The sequence below is a fragment of the Microlunatus sp. M237 genome (assembly GCF_056896895.1).
This window is the reverse complement of record NZ_JBXHBL010000002.1, coordinates 371,117-391,967: the sequence shown is the minus strand read 5'-3', so window position 1 is coordinate 391,967 and position 20,851 is coordinate 371,117. Positions and strand designations below refer to the sequence as shown.

23 protein-coding genes are annotated in these 20,851 nt (G+C 69.4%); 13 read left to right on the top strand and 10 right to left on the bottom strand.

The genetic code is table 11. From position 1 onward, the window contains the following. Positions 1-42: 42 nt before the first annotated feature. The 3 genes from AC1XX3_RS08065 to AC1XX3_RS08055 all read left to right on the top strand — a co-directional run bounded on the left by AC1XX3_RS08065 (position 43) and on the right by AC1XX3_RS08055 (position 3,322). The gene (locus tag AC1XX3_RS08065; RefSeq protein WP_483320572.1) at positions 43-852 is read left to right on the top strand and encodes an isoprenyl transferase; all 810 of its coding nucleotides are present in this window, start codon (positions 43-45) and stop codon (positions 850-852) included. A 296-nt stretch (positions 853-1,148) separates the two neighbouring features. Beyond that, positions 1,149-2,456, top strand: a complete 1,308-nt coding sequence (gene phoH2 / locus AC1XX3_RS08060) for an RNA 5'-3' helicase PhoH2 (RefSeq protein ID WP_483320571.1) — start codon at positions 1,149-1,151, stop codon at positions 2,454-2,456. 113 nt (positions 2,457-2,569) lie between these two features. Next, entirely contained in the window at positions 2,570-3,322 is a 753-nt protein-coding gene (locus tag AC1XX3_RS08055; RefSeq protein WP_483320570.1) for an aggregation-promoting factor C-terminal-like domain-containing protein, read from the top strand. Between the two features lie 146 nt (positions 3,323-3,468). On the opposite strand, the gene AC1XX3_RS08050 is transcribed toward AC1XX3_RS08055, so the two are convergent. Further along, complete coding sequence (locus tag AC1XX3_RS08050; RefSeq protein WP_483320569.1) at positions 3,469-4,863, bottom strand: class II fumarate hydratase; 1,395 nt, start codon at positions 4,861-4,863, stop codon at positions 3,469-3,471. 75 nt (positions 4,864-4,938) lie between these two features. Between AC1XX3_RS08050 and AC1XX3_RS08045 the strand changes: the two genes are divergently transcribed. The 3 genes from AC1XX3_RS08045 to AC1XX3_RS08035 are packed head-to-tail and all read left to right on the top strand — an operon-like array spanning position 4,939 to position 6,664. After that, positions 4,939-5,520 (top strand): hypothetical protein, encoded by a 582-nt coding sequence (locus AC1XX3_RS08045; RefSeq protein ID WP_483320568.1) that lies wholly within the window; start codon positions 4,939-4,941, stop codon positions 5,518-5,520. Beyond that, the gene (locus AC1XX3_RS08040) at positions 5,517-6,116 is read left to right on the top strand and encodes a hypothetical protein (protein ID WP_483320567.1); all 600 of its coding nucleotides are present in this window, start codon (positions 5,517-5,519) and stop codon (positions 6,114-6,116) included. The genes AC1XX3_RS08045 and AC1XX3_RS08040 overlap by 4 nt, the downstream gene beginning before the upstream one ends. Next, positions 6,113-6,664: a hypothetical protein gene (locus AC1XX3_RS08035; protein ID WP_483320566.1), complete on the top strand. Its 552-nt coding sequence runs from the start codon at positions 6,113-6,115 to the stop codon at positions 6,662-6,664. The genes AC1XX3_RS08040 and AC1XX3_RS08035 overlap by 4 nt, the downstream gene beginning before the upstream one ends. Here the strand turns inward: AC1XX3_RS08035 and AC1XX3_RS08030 are convergent. Then, positions 6,582-7,961 carry a hypothetical protein gene (locus AC1XX3_RS08030; protein ID WP_483320565.1) on the bottom strand — a complete coding sequence of 460 codons (1,380 nt, stop codon included), beginning with the start codon at positions 7,959-7,961 and terminating at the stop codon, positions 6,582-6,584. The two genes, AC1XX3_RS08035 and AC1XX3_RS08030, sit on opposite strands and share 83 nt — an antisense overlap. After that, positions 7,958-8,653 carry a spermidine synthase gene (locus tag AC1XX3_RS08025; RefSeq protein ID WP_483320564.1) on the bottom strand — a complete coding sequence of 232 codons (696 nt, stop codon included), beginning with the start codon at positions 8,651-8,653 and terminating at the stop codon, positions 7,958-7,960. The genes AC1XX3_RS08030 and AC1XX3_RS08025 overlap by 4 nt, the downstream gene beginning before the upstream one ends. 108 nt (positions 8,654-8,761) lie before the next feature. On the opposite strand from AC1XX3_RS08025, the gene AC1XX3_RS08020 reads away from it, so the two are divergent. Continuing rightward, the gene (locus AC1XX3_RS08020; protein ID WP_483320563.1) at positions 8,762-9,313 is read left to right on the top strand and encodes a DUF4245 domain-containing protein; all 552 of its coding nucleotides are present in this window, start codon (positions 8,762-8,764) and stop codon (positions 9,311-9,313) included. Here AC1XX3_RS08020 and AC1XX3_RS08015 read toward each other — a convergent pair. After that, positions 9,268-9,525: a hypothetical protein gene (locus tag AC1XX3_RS08015; protein ID WP_483320562.1), complete on the bottom strand. Its 258-nt coding sequence runs from the start codon at positions 9,523-9,525 to the stop codon at positions 9,268-9,270. The two genes, AC1XX3_RS08020 and AC1XX3_RS08015, sit on opposite strands and share 46 nt — an antisense overlap. Before the next feature lie 86 nt (positions 9,526-9,611). Here AC1XX3_RS08015 and AC1XX3_RS08010 point away from each other — a divergent pair, with 86 nt between their 5' ends. After that, positions 9,612-10,583: a GlxA family transcriptional regulator gene (locus AC1XX3_RS08010; protein WP_483320561.1), complete on the top strand. Its 972-nt coding sequence runs from the start codon at positions 9,612-9,614 to the stop codon at positions 10,581-10,583. 23 nt (positions 10,584-10,606) lie between these two features. Here AC1XX3_RS08010 and AC1XX3_RS08005 read toward each other — a convergent pair whose 3' ends face one another. Both AC1XX3_RS08005 and xseA read right to left on the bottom strand, forming a co-directional pair. Next, positions 10,607-10,813, bottom strand: a complete 207-nt coding sequence (locus AC1XX3_RS08005) for an exodeoxyribonuclease VII small subunit (RefSeq protein WP_483320560.1) — start codon at positions 10,811-10,813, stop codon at positions 10,607-10,609. Then, positions 10,810-12,048 carry an exodeoxyribonuclease VII large subunit gene (xseA, locus tag AC1XX3_RS08000; RefSeq protein ID WP_483320559.1) on the bottom strand — a complete coding sequence of 413 codons (1,239 nt, stop codon included), beginning with the start codon at positions 12,046-12,048 and terminating at the stop codon, positions 10,810-10,812. The genes AC1XX3_RS08005 and xseA overlap by 4 nt, the downstream gene beginning before the upstream one ends. Positions 12,049-12,108: 60 nt before the next feature. On the opposite strand from xseA, the gene AC1XX3_RS07995 reads away from it, so the two are divergent. Both AC1XX3_RS07995 and AC1XX3_RS07990 read left to right on the top strand, forming a co-directional pair. Continuing rightward, positions 12,109-13,098 (top strand): 4-hydroxy-3-methylbut-2-enyl diphosphate reductase, encoded by a 990-nt coding sequence (locus tag AC1XX3_RS07995; RefSeq protein ID WP_483320558.1) that lies wholly within the window; start codon positions 12,109-12,111, stop codon positions 13,096-13,098. 52 nt (positions 13,099-13,150) lie between these two features. Then, on the top strand, positions 13,151-13,534 hold the full coding sequence (locus AC1XX3_RS07990; protein WP_483320557.1) for a nuclear transport factor 2 family protein: 384 nt from the start codon (positions 13,151-13,153) through the stop codon (positions 13,532-13,534). A gap of 39 nt (positions 13,535-13,573) precedes the next feature. On the opposite strand, the gene AC1XX3_RS07985 is transcribed toward AC1XX3_RS07990, so the two are convergent. Next, on the bottom strand, positions 13,574-14,164 hold the full coding sequence (locus tag AC1XX3_RS07985; protein WP_483320556.1) for a CGNR zinc finger domain-containing protein: 591 nt from the start codon (positions 14,162-14,164) through the stop codon (positions 13,574-13,576). 25 nt (positions 14,165-14,189) lie between these two features. Between AC1XX3_RS07985 and AC1XX3_RS07980 the strand changes: the two genes are divergently transcribed. After that, a complete protein-coding gene (locus AC1XX3_RS07980; protein WP_483320555.1) occupies positions 14,190-14,897 on the top strand; it encodes a LysE family translocator in 708 nt (235 codons plus the stop codon). A gap of 49 nt (positions 14,898-14,946) precedes the next feature. Here AC1XX3_RS07980 and AC1XX3_RS07975 read toward each other — a convergent pair whose 3' ends face one another. Together AC1XX3_RS07975 and AC1XX3_RS07970 are read right to left on the bottom strand one after the other, a co-directional pair. Next, positions 14,947-15,855, bottom strand: coding sequence for an LLM class flavin-dependent oxidoreductase (locus tag AC1XX3_RS07975; RefSeq protein ID WP_483320554.1), 909 nt, complete (start codon positions 15,853-15,855; stop codon positions 14,947-14,949). Positions 15,856-15,871: 16 nt separating this feature from the next. Beyond that, on the bottom strand, positions 15,872-17,767 hold the full coding sequence (locus AC1XX3_RS07970; RefSeq protein ID WP_483320553.1) for an FAD-binding oxidoreductase: 1,896 nt from the start codon (positions 17,765-17,767) through the stop codon (positions 15,872-15,874). Positions 17,768-17,833: 66 nt separating this feature from the next. Between AC1XX3_RS07970 and AC1XX3_RS07965 the strand changes: the two genes are divergently transcribed. Then, the gene (locus AC1XX3_RS07965) at positions 17,834-18,331 is read left to right on the top strand and encodes a MarR family winged helix-turn-helix transcriptional regulator (RefSeq protein WP_483320552.1); all 498 of its coding nucleotides are present in this window, start codon (positions 17,834-17,836) and stop codon (positions 18,329-18,331) included. Between the two features lie 35 nt (positions 18,332-18,366). Here AC1XX3_RS07965 and AC1XX3_RS07960 read toward each other — a convergent pair whose 3' ends face one another. Beyond that, positions 18,367-19,965 carry a DNA recombination protein RmuC gene (locus AC1XX3_RS07960; protein ID WP_483320551.1) on the bottom strand — a complete coding sequence of 533 codons (1,599 nt, stop codon included), beginning with the start codon at positions 19,963-19,965 and terminating at the stop codon, positions 18,367-18,369. Positions 19,966-20,157: 192 nt separating this feature from the next. Here AC1XX3_RS07960 and AC1XX3_RS07955 point away from each other — a divergent pair, with 192 nt between their 5' ends. Beyond that, positions 20,158-20,799 carry a mycothiol-dependent nitroreductase Rv2466c family protein gene (locus AC1XX3_RS07955; RefSeq protein WP_483320550.1) on the top strand — a complete coding sequence of 214 codons (642 nt, stop codon included), beginning with the start codon at positions 20,158-20,160 and terminating at the stop codon, positions 20,797-20,799. Positions 20,800-20,851 lie beyond the last annotated feature (52 nt).

Below are 20,851 nucleotides of genomic sequence, written 5' to 3'. Positions count from 1 at the left end.
GTGAGCAGCTCCGGCGCCCCATCGAGGGATACGCTGCGATTCATGGCGCGTTGGGAGAGGGTCCGGGAGTTCGTCGACCGCCTGCACCCGTCGGGACTGCTCTACACGACGTACGAGCACCGGCTGATCGCCGAGCTCGACCGGCGACAGCTGCCGCGACACGTGGCCGTGCTGGCGGACGGGAACCGTCGGTGGGCACGGGCCAACGCTCCCGGCCGGCCACTGGTGGCGGGATACCAGGCTGGCGCCGACAAGCTCAAGGACTTCGTCGAGTGGTGCGACGAGATCGGCATTCCGGTGGTGACCTTGTGGGTGCTGTCCACCGACAACTTCACCCGCAGCTCCGAGGAGGAGATCGGTCCGCTGCTGCGGGTGATCGAGACCATGGTGACCGAGCTGGCCGCCACCCGGCGCTGGAAGATCCACCCCGTCGGTGCTCTCGACCTGCTGCCGGCGGAGTCGGCCGACATCCTCAAGCAGGCTCATCGCGACACCGCCGACCTCGACGGGATGCTGGTCAACGTTGCCGTGTCCTACGGTGGCCGGCATGAGCTGCGCGATGCGGTCCGCTCGCTGCTGTCCGAGCATGCGGCGGCCGGCACCTCGATCGAGGATCTGGCGCACACGCTCGACATCGAACACATCGCCGAGCACCTCTACACCAAAGGTCAGCCGGATCCGGACCTGATCATTCGCACCTCGGGTGAGCAACGGCTCTCCGGCTTCTTGATGTGGCAGTCGGCCCACAGTGAGTTCTATTTCTGTGAGGCATTGTGGCCCGACTTCCGCAAGGTTGACTTCATCCGCGCCCTGCGTGCGTACGGGCAGCGCGAGCGCCGCTTCGGCAGCTGATCGCCGGACGGCGCCGGCCTGGGTTCAGGAACGGCTGGGTTCGGAACCGCTGGGTTCGGAACGGCGGGTTCGGAACTATTGCGTGAACTGCGGCGTGGCTGCCGTACGCCGACGCGCCGGAGTCGTACTTTCGCCTTACGGGCCGTGGGGAAGCGGCCCGAACGGGAGGCGATCGATGCACCGTCTCAAGACGGGCAAGAACCGCAGGCCGACCACGGCCCGCACTCCATCCCGGCCAGCCACCTAGCCAGTGGGGCCGGACGTGAGTCGCGTGCGGCCCCCAGATCGGACCGATCGTGCCCACTGCCGCCCCGCGTCGCACCTACGTCGTCGACACCTCCGTGCTGCTCAGCGATCCTCACGCGCTCCGTCGCTTCGCTGAGCACGACGTCGTACTGCCCCTCGTCGTGATCACCGAGCTGGAGGCCAAGCGCCACCATCCCGAGCTCGGTTATTTCGCCCGGGCAGCCCTGCGTCATCTCGACGACCTCCGCATCATCCACCAACGACTGGACGCTCCCGTGCCGGTCAACGACGAGGGCGGCACCGTCCACGTCGAGCTCAACCACACCGATCCGACCGTGCTGCCGGCCGGTTTCCGGCTGGGGGACAACGACTCGCGGATCCTGGCGGTCGCCCTCAACTTCGCCGCAGAGGGCTGTGCGGTCACGCTGGTGTCGAAGGACCTGCCGATGCGGGTCAAGGCGTCGGCCGTCGGGCTGCCGGCTGAGGAATACCGGGCCGAGCTTGCTGTCGAGTCCGGCTGGACCGGCATGGCGGAGCTGGACGTCACCGGCGCCGACCTTGACCTGCTCTATGAGCGCGGGGTCATCGATCTGGAGGAAGCCCGCGAGCTGCCCTGCCACACCGGAGTGGTGCTGCTCGGTGGCACCAGCTCGGCGCTCGGCCGGGTGACCCCGGACAAGCAGCTCAAGCTGGTGAAGGCTGACCGCGACGCCTTCGGGCTGCACGGGCGCTCCGCCGAGCAGCGGATCGCTCTCGATCTGCTGCTCGACCCGAGCATCGGGATCGTCTCCCTGGGCGGCCGCGCCGGCACCGGGAAGTCGGCCCTCGCGCTCTGCGCCGGACTGGAGGCGGTGCTGGAGCGGCGGCAGCATTCCAAGGTGGTCGTCTTCCGACCGCTGTACGCCGTGGGCGGGCAGGAGCTGGGCTATCTGCCGGGCACTGAGGGGGAGAAGATGGCGCCGTGGGCCCAGGCGGTCTTCGACACCCTCGGCGCCGTGACGGCCAAGGTGGTGATCGAGGAGATCCTTGACCGCGGTCTGCTGGAGGTGCTGCCGCTGACCCACATCCGTGGCCGCTCGCTGCACGATGCTTTTGTGATCGTCGACGAGGCGCAGTCGCTGGAGCGCAACGTGTTGCTGACCGTGCTGAGCCGGATCGGCCAGGACTCCCGGGTGGTCCTCACCCACGACGTGGCGCAGCGGGACAACCTGCGCGTCGGCCGGCACGACGGCGTGGTGGCGGTGGTGGAGAAGCTCAAGGGTCATCCCTTGTTCGCGCACGTCACCCTGCACCGCTCAGAGCGCTCGCCCATCGCGGCGTTGGTGACCGAGATGCTGGAGGAAGTGCCGCTGGGTTGACGGGAGTAATCGGGGGCGGGAGCGGATCAGGGGCAGACCACTCATCGGGGTGGTCTGCTCTTGATTTCGGTTTGATAACGACGCTGTGACACTCTCTGCGAGTGCGTCGTCTCGTGAAACATGCCGTCGCCGCCTTAGGGATCTCGGTGCTCGCTGCCGGAGTCGTGGGTGGCACCTTGAGCCAGACCTCCGCGACCGGGATCACCGGCCCGGCCGCCAGCGTCTCGACCGGTCCTGCGGGGTCGCCCCCGGACCCGTCGGCCGCCGTGACACCGGGCACCGCGGTGCCGGCTGAGCGTGGCGACCGGAACGCACGCAGCAGCACCCGGCCGCAACTGGCCGAAGATACGGCGGCCGCGCAGAGTCAGCGGACCAAGGCGCTCGACGCCCGGAAGGCCGCGATCGCCAAGGAGCAGCAGGCGCGGGCCGCGGCCAAGGCCAAGGCTGCGGCGGCGAAGAAGCAGCAGGCCGAGGCCGCCAAGAAGAAGGCTGAGGCTGCCAAGAAGAAGGCCGAGGCCGAGCGGACCCGCCGGATCAAGGCGCAGGGTTATCAGCCCGGCACCACCAACCCGCGTGACATCGCCCGGCAGATCATGGCCAACAAGTACGGCTGGGGCGGCGAGCAGTACCGCTGCTACAACAGCCTGATCATGTCCGAGAGCGGCTGGCAGGTCGACGCCCGCAACCCCTCATCCGGCGCGTACGGGATTCCGCAGTCGTTGCCCGGCAACAAGATGGCGTCCGCCGGCAGTGACTGGCGCACCAACCCCGCCACCCAGATCGTGTGGGGTCTGGGTTACGTTCGCGACGTGTACGGCACGCCGTGCAGCGCCTGGAGCTTCAAGCAGGGCAACAACTGGTACTGAGCCGCTCGGCTCAACTTTTACGGAGTCGCTCCGCTCGACTGACTACTGAGTCGCTCCGCTCAACTAATGACTGACTCGCTCCGCTCCAACGCGAACCGCCGACGCCCGGAATGGGGCGTCGGCGGTTCGTTCGTGGTGGAGGACGGCTACTGCGGGGGCCGGGTCATCGACAGCACGTCGAGGGCGGTGTCGAGCTGCTCCTCGGTGAGCTTTCCGTCAGCCACGTGGCCGGACTCGATCACCACCTCGCGGATGGTCTTGCCCTCCTTGAGCGCCTTCTTGGCCACCGCAGCGGCGTTCTCATAGCCGATGTAGCGGTTCAGGGGGGTAACGATGGAGGGCGACGACTCGGCCAGCGTGCGGCAGTGGTCGACGTTCGCGACGATACCCACCACGCATCGGTCGGCCAGCAGTCGCGACACGTTGCCGAGCAGTCGGATCGACTCCAACACATTGCGCGCCATCACCGGCAGCATCACGTTCAGCTCGAAGTTGCCGGCCGCGCCGGCGAAGGTGACCGCGGCGTCGTTGCCGATCACCTGGGCCGCGACCATGATGGTCGCCTCGCAGATGACCGGGTTGACCTTGCCCGGCATGATCGACGAGCCCGGCTGGAGGTCCGGCAGTGCGATCTCGCCCAAGCCGGCGCGCGGACCCGAGCCCATCCAGCGCAGGTCGTTGGCGATCTTGTTGAGGCTGACCGCGATGGTCTTCAGCGCACCGGATGCCTCGACCAGCGCGTCGCGGGCACCCTGGGCCTCGAAGTGGTTGCGGGCCTCGGTCAGTGGCAGGCCGGTCTGCTCGGCCACCAAAGCGATGACGGAGGCGGCGAACCCGGGCGGGGTGTTGATCCCGGTCCCGACGGCGGTGCCACCCAGCGGCAGCTCAGCGACCCGGCCGAGGGTGGCCTCCACCCGGTCGATGCCGTAGCGGATCTGCGCGGCGTACCCGCCGAACTCCTGACCCAGCGTGACCGGTGTGGCGTCCATCAGGTGGGTGCGCCCGCTCTTCACCACCGTCTCGAACTCGGCCGCCTTGGCGGTCAGCGCCGTCTCGAGGTGGCGCAGTGCCGGGATGAGTGCGGTGACCAGGCCCTCGGTGGCGGCGATGTGGATGGCGCTCGGGAAGACGTCGTTGCTCGACTGCGAGGCGTTCACGTGGTCGTTCGCGTGCACCGGACGACCCAGGATGCGACCGGCGAGGGTGGCCACCACCTCGTTGGTGTTCATGTTGCTCGACGTGCCGGAACCGGTCTGGAAGACGTCGATCGGGAACTCGCCGTCATGGCGGCCAGTCGCCACCTCGGCTGCTGCCTTTGTGATGGCCGCCGCGATGTCGGCGTCGAGGACCCCGAGTGAGGCGTTGGTCTGGGCCGCGGCGCCCTTGATCCGGGCCAGTGCGGCGATCAGCGCCGACTCGATCGGCGTACCCGAGATGGGGAAGTTCTCCACCGCCCGCTGGGTCTGGGCCTGCCAGAGGGCGCGGGCGGGTACGCGTACCTCGCCCATGGTGTCGTGCTCAATCCGGAAGTCGTCGCTCATGGTCCTATTCTGGCCGGACCTCGCCGTAGGGCGAAGCCGGGTCCAGGGCGCGGCGGCCGGATAGGCTGACCGGCCATGGTCCGTCCCGCGATCCGTCTCGCGCTGAGCGGCGTACGTCTGTGGGTGACGCCGGTGGTCGTCCTGCTGCTGGTTCTGATGTTGCTCTGGGCCGCCGGCGGGCTGCGGACGGTCGACCGGGCCGGCGGACGACCCGTGGCCGCCGGCGAGCCGATCGTGCTGCAGCGCTGGACCCTGGTCGTGCACGACCTGGAGCTGACCGACCGCGACGAGTACGGCGGGGAGCAGCCGCCGACGCTGCGGCTCGCGCTGAGTGTCACCTTCACCGGCGAGGAGTCGACCTACGGCATGGGTCCCGGACTGGTGACGCTGCAGGCGCCGGCCGGGACACCCGCGGTCACCGAGTCACCGCGGACCAGGAGCAGTCGCAATGGCGACTTCGACCCCGACGTGGCGCAGGAGGTTGTCTTGTCCTACCCCTGGCCCGACGCCCCCGCAGCCGCGCCCACGGCACTGCGGGTGCTGGTCCGCGACGAGAAGCAGGACCGGGTCAGCTTCCTCGACGACCAGGGCTGGAACACCGGCACGGTGGTGGCCCACGTTGACGTCGGCTGCCGTGACCGCCGGGGGCAGACATGAGCTGGACACCCCGCCGCGATGGCCGCGGGGGACTGGCTGCGCTGGCGCTCTGCCTGCTGCTGATCGTCGGGCTCACCGTGGCGACCCCCGACCCTGCCACCGACGTCCGCCGCCGCTGGGTCGACGTCGCAGTCGGCCAGTGGGCGGAGCTCGACCATGCGTCGGTCCGGGTGACCGGCGTACGGCTGACCCGCTCCATCACGACGACGTACGGCGACGACTTCCGCAGCGCGGTGACGCTGGTGATGGTCGATGTCGAGGCTGGCGTGCGCCGGCAACGGATGCGCTTCAGCACGGTGCACCTGCGGACCAGCGGCGATAGCTTCCTCGACGGTGAGCGCCGTTACACCCCCCGCGGCGACTTCATCGCGGCCGGCCTCAGCCTGACCGAGCCTGGCTTCACCCGCCGCGGCACGTGGGTCTTCGAGGTGCCCGACGACCGGGTCGCCGGAGCCGTGCTCACGCTCGAGGCTGACGGGGCTGCCTACGACGTCTTCAGCACCGCAGTGCGGGCGGACCTGGCGCTCGAGGCCGGCGCGACCGTCGAGCCGGGGCCCGTGCCGATCGCCGCGTCGGTCCTCGAGGTCACCCGGTGAGGCGCCGGGCACGCCCGCCGGTCCTGGTGGTCTTCCTCGCCGCGCTGGTGCTGGCGCTCGCCGCGGCGGGTCTGCAGGGCGGTCTGTACTACCGGGATCGGACGCCTGCGGACGGAGTGCCCGCCCAGGTGGGGGAGACGGTCGAGGTCGGAGGCGCGCGACTGCAGGTGCGCTCGTTCACGGTGGCGCCGTCGCTGCCGGCGGCGAAGCCGGACGAGCCGGCCGTGCACGGGCCCAGCGGCTCGGTGGTGGTGCTGGTGGTGTGGACCCAGCAGATCATCGACCCGGCGGTGCGGCTGGACGAGCACTTCTGCGACACCGCGCTGGTCGGCGCCGACGGCACCACCTGGCGCGAGGACGGCGACTTCACGAGCGGGCTCCGCCGGCCGGAGTCGTTCACCTGCGGCAGCAGCGCTTCGAACCCGCTGGTGTTCGGGGCTGTCCGCGAGATCGGCAGCAGCTATGTCATCCCGGCCGGGTCGACCGCAGGGCTGCGCTGGCGGCTGTCGTTCGCTGACGACGATCACGTGGTGGAGTTTCGCCGCTGAGGCCGGGCGACGGGCGGCGGCCGTCCGGCGGCCGGATCGCCAGCCCGGTCACCGCGGCCAGCGCCTCGTCGAAGGCGGCCGCATACAACGCGACGGCGGCGGTGGTGAAGATCAGGCCCGACACCAGCGTGAGGAACGGGTCGATCAAAAGCGCCACCGGGATCTCCTGCGGCCCCAGCACGAGGGTGGCCACGACCTCGAAGACGCGTTGGGCCGACGTCAGTACGGTGGCCAGCAGCAGATAGCCACCGAGGAGTCCCGGGCCGGCGTGCCAGACGAGTCGCAGGGCCTGGACCACCGGCAGATACTTCGATCGCAGGTCGCTCGTGGCCAAGGTGGCGATCATCCGGGTCCGCTCGCCGCGCGGTGGCCGCCACCGGCTCACCCGCGCCGCGACCCGGGTGTCAGCCAGCACGTCGCCGCCGCGGAACTCCCGCCAGCCGAGGACGGTGGCGGTAAGGGCCAGCCAGACCATCGGCAGCACCACCGCCTGCCACACACCGGGCAGCACGCTCTGCCACAGCGCGTCCATCACGGCCCGCAACGCCTCCGGCACGGTCAAACCCAACGGCAGTGGCCAGTCGGGCAACCAGGCGAGCAGGCCGTGCCACGTGTCCTGCAGACCTACGTAGAAGGCTCGGCGCTGCAGCCAGACGCGGAGCTGCCCGGTCAGAACGAACAGCGTCGCGAACAGGCTGAACACCCACAGACCCTCGGCGACGACGCCCAGCACCGCCAGCCAGACCATCCGGGAGCGGGCGAGCACGCTGGACAGCAGCTGCCGGGCCAGCCAGGCGGCCACGGCGAGGGAGAGATAGAGCGGGAGGCGGTCCGGGGCCCAGCTGATCGACCAGTTCTCCACACCGCCCAGTCCTTGGACGGCGTAGTTGGTGAGGAACAGGTCGCGTACCTGGTCCTCCACGAACCCCCAGACGGCGTAGACGGCGAGGAACGGGCCGACCGCCGCCGCGACGACGTCGATGCTCGGTTCGCGGACGAACACCTGGCGGGGTACCCGCACCGCGTACGTTGCGCTCAGGTCAGGATCGACCTGGCCGGGCGTGCGTAGCGCCGGTTCGACGGTGTGGATCATCAGCACCAGCGCGATCAGGGTGGCCAGCACGCCGAGGACGAAGACGAGCAGCGATGCGACGTTGTGGGAGGCACCCAGCTGCGCCGAGGCCAGCAGGCCGACGGTGTGCACCGCGAAGCCGAGGCAGTACCAGGTGCCCATCCGCCAGAAGTGCCGCCGCCATAGCGAGGCCGCCCGAACGGTCAGGGCGATCAGCTCGGTCACCGACCCTCGACGGCAGACGGTGATGCGGTCATCGTGTAGATCGCATATTGGAGCTGCCGACCCCCGCGGCGTACGGCGAACAGCCGCTCCTCGCTCGCCGGGCAGAGCTGCCGGGTGAGGTCGAAGAGAGCGGGCGACGGCCCCTGGCACCAGATGGCGAGTACGCCGCCGGGCGCCAGCCGGGACTGAGCGACCCGAAGGAGGTCCGCGCCGTAGAGCCTGGCGTTCTCGGCGTGGATGAGGAAGTCGGGCCCGTTGTCGACGTCGAGCACGATGGCGTGCCACGGTCCCGCCGGTCGGTCCCTGGCCAGGACGTCGGCGATGTCGGCGGGGACCAGCCGAACGCGGGGATCGGCGGTGACCGCTTCGAGCAGCGGAGTCACGCCGTCGCGGGCCCAGCCGATCAGGCACGTCTCCCGCTCCACCACGGTGACGTCGTCGACGGGGCGGCGCAGCAGCTCCGCGGTCGTGTAGCCCAGGCCGAGGCCACCGACCAGGATCCGGGTGGCCCGTGGCTGGAGGTCGAAGACCACCTCAGCCAGCGCCCGATCGGTGTCGGTCTCGGCGCTGTCCATGGCGAAGACCCCGTTGACGATCAGCTCGTGCACCACCGCCGAGAGCTGCTGCCGGGCTCGCAGCACCACCTCGCCGTGCGGGCCACGGTGCCGGGCGAGCGTCACCAGCTCGGTCATGGGCCACAGTGTGCCGCAAAGTCGCCGTCGATGCCTGACCGCCGTCGGTTCGACCCGGCCGCCGTTCACCGGGATCGGTGGCTTGGCCGGATCTGGGAGGATGGGGTCGTGGCACGTGCAAAGAAACCAGCGAGTCCGGCCGACATGTTCCGGTCCTTGGCGGTGATCCTGCTCCCGATCCTGATCATCACGGTGCTGGCCACCCGCAACCTGGACGACCACCCCGTCACCGTTGTGGACTGGCAGCCCGTGCTGACCGAGGCACGCGAGCAGGCTCCGTATCCGGTGCTGGCGCCGGTCAACCTGCCCGGCGAGTGGCGGGCCACCCGGGTCTCCTGGCTGCAGCAGGGCGAACCGGGCCTGAACCGCGCTCCGTCGGCGCGCAACGCCTGGCTGCTCGGATTCCTGGCCCCCGATGACATCTACATCGCCATCAACCAAGGGGACGGACCGGCGAAGCCGTTCGTCGACGATAAGACGCGACAGGGTTACGAGGACGGGCAGAGCGTGCTAGGCGACGCCACCTGGACGCGATACGTGACCGCGGACGAGCGGACTCGGTCTCTGGTACGCATCGACGCCGACGTGACCAGTGTGGTGTCCGGCGACACCTCCTATGAGGCTCTGGAGGCCTTCACCGGGACCCTGGCCACGTCGTAGCCGGCGGTCCGGCTCAAGCCGCGTCGCTGCCGCCGACCCCGAACCCGCCACTGCCGTTGCACGTCGAGCTCGCTGACGATCCTGGCTCGGTCCCGGTCCCGCCGGGTGTCCTCGCCCGGCTTGAGGGCGAGTCGGTCACGGCGGCGATGTGCCGGCTGCAGGGCCAGCACCAGGAGGGCCACGACTACGAGGACGATCACCACATCGGTCATGGCACAAATCATTCCGAGGCAAGATAACTGCCACGACTGGCACGCAAGCCATTGTGCGAAGGATTCCTGCCACTACAGTGGGGGGCATGCCGTTGGACCGTGTCAGCATCATCCTGATCGAACCCGTCGCCGTGTTCGAGTTCGCCATGGCGGTGGAGGTCTTCGGCCAGGACCGGGTTGATGACGGCGTCCCGCCCATCGATCTGCGGATCTGCTCGATCGCCCCCGGCGTGCCGATGAAGTCCAAATCGGTCACCACGTTCGGGATCATCCCCACCCACGGCCTCGATGCCGTTCCCGGCAGTGATCTGGTGATTGTCTCGGCCACCGCCGTCGAGCGCGACGACCCGTTCCCAGCCGAGGTGCTCGAGGTGCTGCGCCAGGCCCACGCCGACGGCGCCACCCTGCTCAGTCTCTGCTCGGGATCGTTCGTCCTCGGCGAGGCAGGACTGCTTGACGGGCGGGCCTGCACCACCCACTGGCGCTACTTCCAGAAGATGGCTGACCGCTTCCCGCTGGCCCGGGTCGAGACCAAGGCGCTGTTCGTGGAGGACGGCAACATCATCACCAGCGCCGGCACGGCCGCGGGTATCGATGCCTCGCTCTATCTCGTCCGCCGCGAGCTCGGCACCCGGATCGCCACCAAGATCGCTCGCCGGATGGTCGTCCCCCCGCAGCGGGACGGTGGTCAACAGCAGTTCGTGGAGATGCCGATTCCTGAGTGCACGGCCGACAGCCTGGCGCCGCTGCTGTCGAAGGTGGCGGCCAACCTGGCCGAGGACCACTCGGCGGCGTCCCTGGCGCGGGAGGCGATGATGAGCGAGCGTACGTTCGCCCGCCGGTTCCGGGCTGAGACCGGCACCACCCCGCACCGCTGGCTGACTCAGCAGCGGGTGCTGGCCGCTCGACAGCTGCTGGAGGAGAGCGACCTCGGGGTCGAGCAGATCGCCACCCGGGTCGGGTTCAACTCACCGGTGGTGCTGCGCGAGCACTTCCGCCGCGAGATCGGTCTGGCCCCGGTCGACTACCGACGGCGGTTCGTCCCGACGCCCGTCTGACCTGGCCGCCGTCTGACCCGCCCTCAGCCGGCGTCCTGGCTCGACCTGGCCGCGTCGATCTTGGCCTTGGCCCCGTCCAGCCACTGCTGGCAGATGGTGGCCAGCTTCTCGCCGCGTTCCCAGAGCGCGAGCGATTCGTCCAGCGGTGCACCGCCGGACTCCAGCTTCTGCACCACCTGAATCAGCTCTTCGCGGGCCTGCTCGTAGGTCAGCGGGGTGTCGTTGCTCATGCCGGTGGGGCTCCTAGTTGTCCGGGGTGGCTCTCGCGTACGGAGACGATGAGCTGGCCGTCGAGCAGGTAGGCCAGCAGGTCGTCGTCCTCGTCGACGTCGGCGACCGAGGTGACGCCGTGGCCCTCGCCGTCCACCAGGATCGCGTAGCCGCGCTCCAGGGTCGCCTTGGGTGACATGGCGCGGACCCGCGCCAGGGTGTGCTCGACGGCGTTGCGTTCGTGCGTGAGATGGGAGCTGATCGCCCGATAGGCCCGGTGTCGCAACCCGTCGAGCTGCTCGTAGCGCAGGTCGAAGCTGGCGGTGGGGTCGGCCAGCACCGGTCGCGATCGGGTGGCGTCGAGCAGCTCCTGCTGGCGGCGGACGAGGCTGGTGATGGCCGAACGCAGCCGGCTGAGTGACGCGGCGATGCGGTCGGATTCCTCGGTCACGTCCGGCACCACCCGCTTGGCGGCGTCGGTCGGCGTCGACGCGCGGACGTCGGCCACCAGGTCGAGGATCGGGTTGTCGGTCTCGTGGCCGATCGCGCTGACCACGGGCGTACGGCAGGCGTAGACCGCTCGGATCAGGCCCTCGTCGGAGAAGGGCAGCAGGTCCTCCAGCGAGCCGCCGCCGCGGGCGATGACGATGACGTCGACCTCGCTCGCCTGGTCCAGGCGCTGCACTGCAGCGACCAGCTGCTCACAGGCCTGCGGACCCTGGACCAAGGCGTGCCGGGTCTCGATCTTCACCGCCGGCCACCGGCGGCGGGCGTTCTCCACCACGTCCCGCTCGGCTGCGCTGCCGGCCGCGGTGACCAGGCCAACGGCCCGTGGCAGGAACGGCAGCCGCTTCTTCAGGGCGACGTCGAACAGTCCTTCGGCCTGCAGCATCCGCTTGGTTTGCTCCAGCCTGGCGAGCAGCTGGCCTTCGCCGACGGGCTTGATCGCGTCGCAGTAGAACGAGAACCGCCCCGACGTCTCGAAGTAGGACGGCTTGATCCGGGCCACCACCGTGGCGCCCTCGGTCAGCGGTCCGGCCAGGTCCAACGTGGTGGGGGAGACCGTCACGCTGGCTGAGACGTTGGCCAGCTCGTCGCGGAGGGTGAGGAAGATCGTCTTGCTGCCGGAGCGGCGGTTGATCTCGATCAGCTGGCCCTCGACCCAGATCGCGTTGAGCCGCTCCACCCACCCCTTGACCGCGTGCGTGACAACCCGCAGCGGTTGCGGGTGCTCGGGGGAGGACTCCAACGGCATGCCCGACAGCGTACGGGCAGCGACCGACAGCACCGGCGTGCGCCACCTAGACTGGGCCCCATGACGAGTGCTCCGCAGACCGGTACGGCCCAGGACAAGCGCGTGGTGGTCGCCGCCCCGCGTGGTTACTGCGCCGGTGTGGACCGTGCCGTCATCACCGTCGAGAAGGCGCTCGACCGCTACGGCTCCCCGGTGTACGTCCGCAAGCAGATCGTGCACAACAAGCACGTGGTGGAGAACCTTCAGGCCCGGGGCGCGATCTTCGTCGAGGAGCTCGACGAGGTGCCGCCGGGTGCCACCGTGGTCTTCTCCGCCCACGGGGTCTCGCCCGCCGTGCACGACGAGGCCGCCGATCGTGGGCTAAAGACGATCGACGCCACCTGCCCGCTGGTGACCAAGGTGCACCACGAGGCCAAGCGCTTCGCCCGCGACGACCTGGAGATCCTGCTGATCGGCCATGCCGGGCACGAGGAGGTCGAGGGCACCATGGGTGAGGCGCCTGAGCACACCATCTTGGTCCAGTCACCCGACGACGTGGCCGGGGTGGAGGTGCGTGACCCGTCCAAGGTGGCGTGGCTGAGCCAGACCACGCTGAGTGTGGACGAGACGCTGGAGACGGTGGCGAAGCTGCGGGAGAAGTTCCCGTTGCTGATGAACCCGCCCAGCGATGACATCTGTTATGCCACCCAGAACCGCCAGCTCGCGGTGAAGCAGATCGCAGCCCACTCCGACCTGGTGATCGTGGTCGGCTCGGCCAACTCCTCGAACTCGGTCCGCCTGGTCGAGGTCGCTCTCGAGGCGGGCGCGAAGGCGTCCTATCGGGTGGACAACGCAGGGGAGATCCAGCCGGAGTGGCTCGACGGCGTGGCGAACGTCGGCGTGACCAGTGGCGCGTCGGTCCCCGACGACTTAGTGCAAGGGGTGCTGGCATACCTGCAGGACCGCGGCTTCCCGGCTGCCACCGAGGAGAAGCTGGTCGAGGAGTCACTGGTCTTCGCGCTGCCGCCGGAGCTGCGCAAGGATCTGCGGCCGACCGCCGCTCGCGACTGAGTACGCGTCCCGACTGACTACCACCGCTCGCCACTGAGTACATTGCGGTGGCGTGACGGATCTGGACCTTGAACGACTGCTGGACGTCGAGCGGGCCGGCTGGGCGTCGTTGTGCGAGTCCCGCGGCGGTGAGTTCTACTCGGAGCTGATGACCGACGACGCCGTGATGGTGCTGGCCGACGGAAGCGTCATCGACCGCGGCCAGATCGCCGCCAGCCTGGCCCAGGCGCCGCCATGGACGGCGTACGACATCACTGACGAACGGGTGGTCACGCTCGGCCGTGACAGTGCGGCGCTGGTCTACCGGGCCCGCGCCGAACGCTCGGACGGGGTGTCGGTCACCGAGTTCACCGCGCTGATGACCAGTGCGTACCGCGTGGTCGACGGCCGACTCCGACTCGCGCTGTATCAGCAGACACCAGCTCCGGCGCAATAGGCACGGGCCATCACCGCCACCTTCACAGCTGAGGTGGCGTCACAGCGCGGGAGCAGAGCTATCGGCCCGAGTTGGCGCGGCTGGCTTCTGGATGGTTCCGGTCCTCGATGAGCTGCGTCGTGCTCGGTGCCGACGGACGGCTGCGCGGTTCGCGCAGCGCACAGAGCAGTAGCGCTGCCGCCCGTTCCTGGTGACGTCGACGACGACGTCGGTGCACTCCGGATCTGCTCCGCAGCGGCCGAGGCGGTGCATCCCCCGTGTGGTGAGGTGCAAGGCGGTGCCCACACTGACGACGGCCGAGAGGACTCGGGGCAGGCTCTGGTCGGCGTCGCGGTAATGGAGGTGCCACCCCTCATCGTTGTGGTCGGTCAGCCGCGGATACGCCGAGGCTGCGGCAAGCTCAGCGTTGAGGAGCGCGGCCCGCGCGTGTGGCTGGACTTCGTCGACGATCCGCAACCACCGATCGAGCACCTCGCGGGACTCCGACCAGTCGTCAGCCTGGGCGGGAAACTCCATCGTCATCCCGAACTCCCGGGTGCGAGCAACGATCCCGTCGCGATCGGGTGGCCACTCGTTCGCCAGCGAGCCGGCCAGCAGCACCGCATACTCGCCGTAAGGGTTGAGATGCATAACACCATTACAGCACCCTGGCCTCATGACCCAGTTGAATCAGCTCAGCCCGCCTGTGCTCGACGTCAGTGTCCTGGACACAGGCGTGTCACTCGCAGCAGCGGCCGGTATGGCGCTGGCCGCCTTGATGATGGTCCTCACCCCAGGGCCGAACATGATCTATCTCGCGTCACGGAGCATCAGTCAGGGGCGCGCGGCGGGCTTGATCTCACTGGGAGGAACAGCTGCCGGTTTCGCGGTGTACATGGTGATGGCCAATCTCGGGCTTGCGGTGGTGTTCATCGCCGTCCCGTGGCTGTTCGTCGGACTGAAGGCGGCCGGCGTCGTCTATCTGGCCTACCTCGCCTGGCAGGCGATCAAACCCGGCGGGCGCGGCGTCTTCGAAACCCGCGAGCTGCGACCGGACTCCGCCGCGAAGCTGTTCGGCATGGGCCTCGCCACCAACCTTCTCAACCCCAAGGCCGCGGTGATGTATCTCGCTCTCATCCCGCAGTTCATCGATCCCCAGGCGGGAAACGCAATGGCCCAAGGCTTCGCCCTCGGTGGCATCCAGATCGCGGTGAGCATGAGCGTCAACGCGGCCATCGTCATTGCAGCCGGATCCATGGCGGGCTTCCTGGCCGCACGACCGGCCTGGATGACCTGGCAGCGGCGGGCGACTGGTGTGCTGCTGGGAGTGGGAGCAACGTTGCTCGCTGTTGAGGTGCCGGCGCGCGCCCATGCCGACGGGTAGTTGACGGCGTGGCCGACAATGATCGGCCCCGCTGGCCGCGTGCCCAGTATCAGCCCCGCTTGACTCGTTCCGCCGCGACGAGCTCGCGTACGGCCGGCGCCACCTCGGCGGCGAACCGTTCGGTGATGACGACGTCGTCACCGCCGATGAGGAAGGCGGTGATCCCGTGCACGAGCGCGAGCTCGGCGAGCTGTTCCACCCACTGGGCGGGTGGACCGGCGAGCAGGCCACCTCCGGTGGGTGAGAAGCCGACAGTCATGAAGTTCATCAGGCGGCGAATGGCTGCGGGTGTGCGGCCTGCTGCCACCGCAGCGTCGTCGATCCGGGCGTTGAGCTCGGGCAGCGACGCGGGGCCGGCGGAAAGGTATTCCATCGTGGGCAGCCAGCCGTCGGCGACGGCGCCGGTCAGCGCGAGCATCTTCGGCTTGTACGCGCCCAGCCAGATGTCGATGTCGTGCGCCGGCGCCGGCCCACGCTTGGTTCCGACCGCCTGGTAGTGGTCCCCGTCGACCCGCACGCCACCTCGGACCTCGGTATCCCACACCTCGCGGATGATCCTCACCGCTTCGCGGAGGGCCTCAACGCCCTGCCCGGGTGTCAGCCGGCGCCCGCCCATCGCCTGGACCCCGTCCCAGAACGCGCCGGCGCCCAAGCCGAGCTCGAAGCGACCGCCGCTGAGGATGTCGAGCGAGGCGGCCGCTCGGGCGAGCACGGCCGGTGGCCGGAGCGGAAGGTTCAGCACGTTGCCGCTGACATGGATCCGCTCCGTTCGGGCGGCTGCGTAGGCCAGCAGGGTCCAGGCATCCAGCAGGGCCGGCTGGTAGGGGTGGTCCTGGAAGGTGACCAGGTCGAGCCCGGCACGGTCTGCCGTCACCGCCAGGTCGATCACGTGCTGGGGGTTCTGGCTCGATGGGGTGACGAAGGTGCCGAACATGAGGTCGTGTCCGTAGTCGGTCATCAGTTCTCCTGAGGGTTCACCGAGCGGTGGCGACGGCACGTGGGCCGATGCGCGGGTCGATGTTGAAGTTGTCGCGGAAGAGGTTCTCGGGGTCGTAGCGACGCTTGAGCTCACGCAGCCGGGTGAGTACCGGCGGCGGGAAGGCGTCGTGGAGTCGTTCGGCGCGCAGGTCGGTGTCGAAGCTCAGGTAGAGCCCGCGGAAGTGCTCGGCGAGGGCGTCGAAGTGCTGGTTCAGGATGTCCTGGTCGGCCCCCATCGCCGTCAGGTGGAAGGCCGACTCGCGGTGGGTGAAGGCGGTCTCGTCGGCCGGGAGGTCGGCGATCGCCCCGCCCATGGTGCGGAGCTGGAAGAAGTAGACGCGGCCGCTGCGCAGCAGCTCGGCGGCGTCGTGGGCGAACTCCCGCGTCAGCGTCGGGAGGAAGGCCGACCGGGTGACGGGATCGCCTTGGCCGGAATGGCCGCCGGGTCCGACGTCGGGCGCCTGTGCCATCACCCCGGCGTATCGCGTCAGGACCACCTCCTGCTGAGCGAGGCTGCCGAGCTGGAGGAACGGCGTCAGCCGATCGATGATCACCTCGGGGACGTCGGAGTCCACCATCGCGAACAGCTGCAGGACCGACTGACCCTGGCGTGGTCGACCGGTGACCAGGAAAGCCGTGGTGTCGCGGGGCGCGCCGGCCGCGAGCTCACCGAAGCTGAGCAGTGTCGCCTCGAGGTCGTCGCTCATCAGCACCAGCTGCGCCCACCCGACCTCGTTCACCTGGTCGACTTCGAACTCGAACGCCGTGGCGACGCCGAAGTTGGCACCGGCGCCGCGGACGGCCCAGAACAAGTCGGGATTCTCGTCCGCCGACGCCCGTACCTGCCTGCCATCGGCCAGCACCAGCTCGACAGCTCGAAGCTTGTCGATGGTCAGACCGTGCTGGCGGGACAGGAAGCCGATGCCGCCCGCGGTGGCGAGCCCGCCGACGCCGACCCCGCCGTAGTCGCCCGAACTCAGGGCCCAGCCGTACGGGTCCAGGGCGGCAGCCACCCGCTTCCAGGTCGCTCCAGGGCCGATCCGTACGAGGCGCCGGGCCGGGTCGAGGACCTCGATCCCGTCCATGGCGCTGACGTCGATGACCAGCCCGTCGTGGTTGGTGGACCGGCCACTGATGCCGTGCCCGCCACTGCGGAGGCCGAGCGGCAGCTGCCGGTGTCGCCGGGCGAACCCCAGCGCATCGGCCACCTGGTCCGGGGTCCGCGGGCGGAGCACGATCCCAGGAGATCCGCCCCGCAGGTACGTCGAGCGAACTCTGGCGTGCTCCCGGTCGCCCGGCTCGACCACCCGGTCGCGCAGCGACTCCGGCACTCCGTCGTAGTCGATCCCGGGCCGACGCCGCGCCCGGACGGATGCGGGGCGCCACCGTCCGAGGGCGGCGCGGTCGGCAACCAGGGCAGCCAGCCGTTCCACCTCCGGCGGGGTACTGACCGGCACGACCACCGGCAGCTGCCACCTGACCAAGGCCTCGAGCTCGTCGGTGCTCGCGGCGGCGGCCGCCACCACCCAGCCGGGGTCGGCGGCCAGCAGGCGCGGGCCAGCCAGCAGCTCCAGGCTCTGATGCGCCTTGGTGATCACCGCCGGATAGGCCACGCCGGGATCTGTGGGGTCCGGGATCGGGACGTCCTCGGCAACGCCGATCGAGATGCGGGTGGTGCGGCCGGCCACCCAGACCGCGGTGGTCCACGGGTCGAGTGGCTGGGCCGCGTCGCCGTTATCGCCGTGATCGCCGTCGGAGGCGATCACCACGAGGTCAAGACCGCTGCTCTCCGCCTGCTGCGCCAGCGCCGTCAGCGACGCGACGTCGAGACCCGGGTCCGCCAGCTCCAGCAGGATGCCCAGTTCCACGTCCATGGTGACCTTCCAATTCATCGGTGTGCCAGATCGTATGTGTTACAGATGATCGGTACAACCTCAGTTGCTCGTAGAATCTTCCCCATGGCGAAGACTGCGCGGAGCGATGGACGGGTGGGGGAGGACCTCGGCTGGACGCTGGGCCTCTTGCTGCGCGCCTATCGGGAACGAATGACACCGATCTTCGACGGCTTCCCCCACGGGGCGCGGGGCTACCAGACTCTCTGCGACGTCGTTCAGGGTGACCAGCCGAGCCAGCTGGCCCTGGCCAACCACCTCGGCATCGACCGGACTGTGATGACGTACCTCATCGACGACCTGGTGCAGGCCCGACTGGTGGAGCGGCAACCCAACCCGAGTGACCGCCGGCAGCGGCTGGTGGTGGCGACACCGCGTGGACGCGAGGCGGTCGCCGAGCTGTGCGGTCAGCTCAGCGAAGCGGAGACGGAGCTGCTCGGGGCACTGGACGACGACGAGCGCACGATGTTCCGGCGGCTATTGACCAAAGCAGCGTGCGGTTTGGCCGGGGTCGACCGGGATCAGGACCGCTGCGAGGTCGTCCACCAGGATCTGGACCAGTGACGGCGCGCTAGGCGATCCATCGCGGCGAGGCTCGGTCAGGACCCGGTCTGGCGCCCCTGGCCGTCGGCGGTCGGCGCCTCCGTCTCCGCGAGGAGCTCGAGCAGATCGGGCTCGCCGCGCTGCAGCTCCGCGGCTTCCGGCACCGTGGTGATGGACCGAGTGCGCCGGCTGTCGCGACCGACTAGCGGTTGCACCTTGACGGCATCCTCAACCAGCTCGGGGGCTTGGATCTGGCGTACCGACTCGTCCACCGGGCTGAGTCCGGCCAGCTCCTTCTCGCTCACCTTGAGGTCGCGGAACTTCCGCGCCCGCACCAGCACGGTGCCCTCGACGGTGGCGATGGTCTCGTTGTAGGCGTTGACCGAGGTCCGCAGCGCGCGACCGAGCTTGTCGAACCGGTTGCCCATCAGACCCAGCTTGTCGTGCAGGTCGCGGCCCAGCTTGAACACCTCGGCCGCGCTCTCAGCCAGGGCCGCCTGCTTCCAGCCGTACGCCACCGCGCGCAGCATGCCGATCAGCGTGGTCGGCGTCGCCAGCACGACGTCCCGGCTGGCGGCGTACTCATAGAGATCGGGCATCTGGTCCAGCGCTGCGGAGAAGAACTGCTCGTTGGGCAGGAACAGCACCACGAACTCGGGCGTCTCGGCCGCCTTCCAGTATTGCTTGGACGACAGCTGGTCGACGTGGGTGCGGATGTGGCGGGCATAGCGGGTCAGGGCCTCGGTCTTGCGCTGTTCGTCTTCGGTCTCCGCCGCGTCCAGGAACGCGCTGAGCGGGACCTTCGAGTCGACGAAGATGTGCTTGCCCTCGGCGAGGTTGACCTTCATGTCCGGGCGCACGGTGACGCCGTCGGCCTTGGCGGTGTGCTGCAGCTCGAAGTCGCAGCGCTCGACCATGCCGGAGATCTCCGCCACCCGCCGCAGCTGGGTCTCGCCCCACGAACCGCGGATCTGGGGCTTGCGTAGTGCGGTGACCAGGGCGGAGGTCTCCCGTCGCAGCGTCTCGCCGGTCTGCTGGACCGCCTGCACCTGTGCGCGCAGATCGGTCGCCATCTTGATCCGTTCCTTCTCCACGTCGGTGAGCCGGGAATTGAAGCGTTCGAGGCTCTCCCGGACCGGTGTCATGATCTGCTCGGTCGCCTTGAGCCGCGCTTCGGCGTTGGCGTCGGCGAGCTGGCCCTGACGCTCGATGGTCTCGGTCGACAGCACCTTGAACTGGTTCAGCATGGACTCCCGGTCGGCGGCCAGCTCGGCCGCCCGAGCCACGGCGGCGTCCCGCTGGGCGAGAGCGCTCGCCACCTCCGCCCCGACCGTGGCGGCCTCCATCTGTGCCGCGGCCGCCTCAGCCCGCGCGTCGGCGAGCTCGGCCTTGGCGTTCGCAGTCTCGGTGCGGGCCTGGGCGGTCTCGGTCCGGGCCAGTGCAGCCTCGGTCCGAGCCTGGGACGCCTCGCTCCGTGCCTCGGCCACCAGCGTCTGGGCGCTGGCCAGCTCGGTCCGGGTCTGGGCGAGATAGGCGTCGTGCTTGGCGGTGCCAGTCTCTCGCCGAGCACCGCTCAGCAGCCAGGCCACGGCCGCCCCGAGCAGGGCGCCGACGACGAGGCTGCAGACGATCGCGACGAGAGAGGTTGCTTCCATGCCTGAATCCTCGCCCGGACCGCTGACAGTTCTGCGCTGGACACTCCGGCTCCTTCTGATCAAGGCCCCGACCAGCCGCGAGGATGACGGCCCAGAAGCCGGTGGGAACAACGCCGAACAGCCGGGTGTTAAGCGGTTGAGTTGTCTGACGTCCGCTACCAGCCCGTAGCCATCGGGCCCCGAAGGAGCACCATGACCGACACCCTTGTGGCCAGCAGCGACACCGCGACCGGTCGCGACCGCGCCGACTTCTGGTTCGACCCGCTGTGCCCGTTCTGCTGGATCACCTCCCGCTGGATCCTCGAGGTGGCGAAGGTCCGTGATATCGACGTGAGCTTCCACGTGATGAGCCTCGCCGTGCTGAACGAGAACCAGGACATCCCCGAGGACTACCGCAAGATGCTGGAAGGTGCCTGGGCACCGGTGCGGGTCGCGATCGCGGCGGCCCAGCTCAAGGGTGACGAGATCCTCGCCCCGCTCTACACCGCGATGGGCACCCGGATCCACAACCAGGGCAACAAGGACTTCGGTGTGGTGATCGCCGAGTCGCTGGCCGAGTTGGACCTGCCGGCGGAGCTGGCGCAGGCGGGCGACTCCACCGACTACGACGACGCGCTGCGGGTCAGCCACCATGCAGGCATGGACAAGGTCGGCGAGGGTGTCGGCACCCCGACCATCCACGTCAACGGTGTCGCGTTCTTCGGTCCGGTGATCACCCGGATTCCCCGTGGTGAGGACGCCGGACGGCTGTGGGACGCGACTGTGACGCTGGCGTCGTTCCCGTACTTCTTCGAGCTCAAGCGCGAGCGTACCGGCGATCTGCACTTCGACTGAGACGTCACTCGGGCGTCGGGCCTCGAACGGGGCCCGACGCCGCTGGCATTAC

Coding starts and splice junctions, on each gene's coding strand:
- AC1XX3_RS08065 (WP_483320572.1), top strand. CDS start 43: ATGGCGCGTTGGGAGAGGGTCCGGGAGTTCGTCGACCGCCTGCACCCG.
- AC1XX3_RS08050 (WP_483320569.1), bottom strand. CDS start 4,863: ATGAGCGACGACTTCCGGATTGAGCACGACACCATGGGCGAGGTACGC.
- AC1XX3_RS08045 (WP_483320568.1), top strand. CDS start 4,939: ATGGTCCGTCCCGCGATCCGTCTCGCGCTGAGCGGCGTACGTCTGTGG.
- AC1XX3_RS08040 (WP_483320567.1), top strand. CDS start 5,517: ATGAGCTGGACACCCCGCCGCGATGGCCGCGGGGGACTGGCTGCGCTG.
- AC1XX3_RS08025 (WP_483320564.1), bottom strand. CDS start 8,653: ATGACCGAGCTGGTGACGCTCGCCCGGCACCGTGGCCCGCACGGCGAG.
- AC1XX3_RS08015 (WP_483320562.1), bottom strand. CDS start 9,525: ATGACCGATGTGGTGATCGTCCTCGTAGTCGTGGCCCTCCTGGTGCTG.
- AC1XX3_RS08010 (WP_483320561.1), top strand. CDS start 9,612: ATGCCGTTGGACCGTGTCAGCATCATCCTGATCGAACCCGTCGCCGTG.
- AC1XX3_RS08005 (WP_483320560.1), bottom strand. CDS start 10,813: ATGAGCAACGACACCCCGCTGACCTACGAGCAGGCCCGCGAAGAGCTG.
- xseA (WP_483320559.1), bottom strand. CDS start 12,048: ATGCCGTTGGAGTCCTCCCCCGAGCACCCGCAACCGCTGCGGGTTGTC.
- AC1XX3_RS07995 (WP_483320558.1), top strand. CDS start 12,109: ATGACGAGTGCTCCGCAGACCGGTACGGCCCAGGACAAGCGCGTGGTG.
- AC1XX3_RS07985 (WP_483320556.1), bottom strand. CDS start 14,164: ATGCATCTCAACCCTTACGGCGAGTATGCGGTGCTGCTGGCCGGCTCG.
- AC1XX3_RS07980 (WP_483320555.1), top strand. CDS start 14,190: ATGACCCAGTTGAATCAGCTCAGCCCGCCTGTGCTCGACGTCAGTGTC.
- AC1XX3_RS07975 (WP_483320554.1), bottom strand. CDS start 15,855: ATGACCGACTACGGACACGACCTCATGTTCGGCACCTTCGTCACCCCA.
- AC1XX3_RS07970 (WP_483320553.1), bottom strand. CDS start 17,767: ATGAATTGGAAGGTCACCATGGACGTGGAACTGGGCATCCTGCTGGAG.
- AC1XX3_RS07965 (WP_483320552.1), top strand. CDS start 17,834: ATGGCGAAGACTGCGCGGAGCGATGGACGGGTGGGGGAGGACCTCGGC.
- AC1XX3_RS07960 (WP_483320551.1), bottom strand. CDS start 19,965: ATGGAAGCAACCTCTCTCGTCGCGATCGTCTGCAGCCTCGTCGTCGGC.
- AC1XX3_RS07955 (WP_483320550.1), top strand. CDS start 20,158: ATGACCGACACCCTTGTGGCCAGCAGCGACACCGCGACCGGTCGCGAC.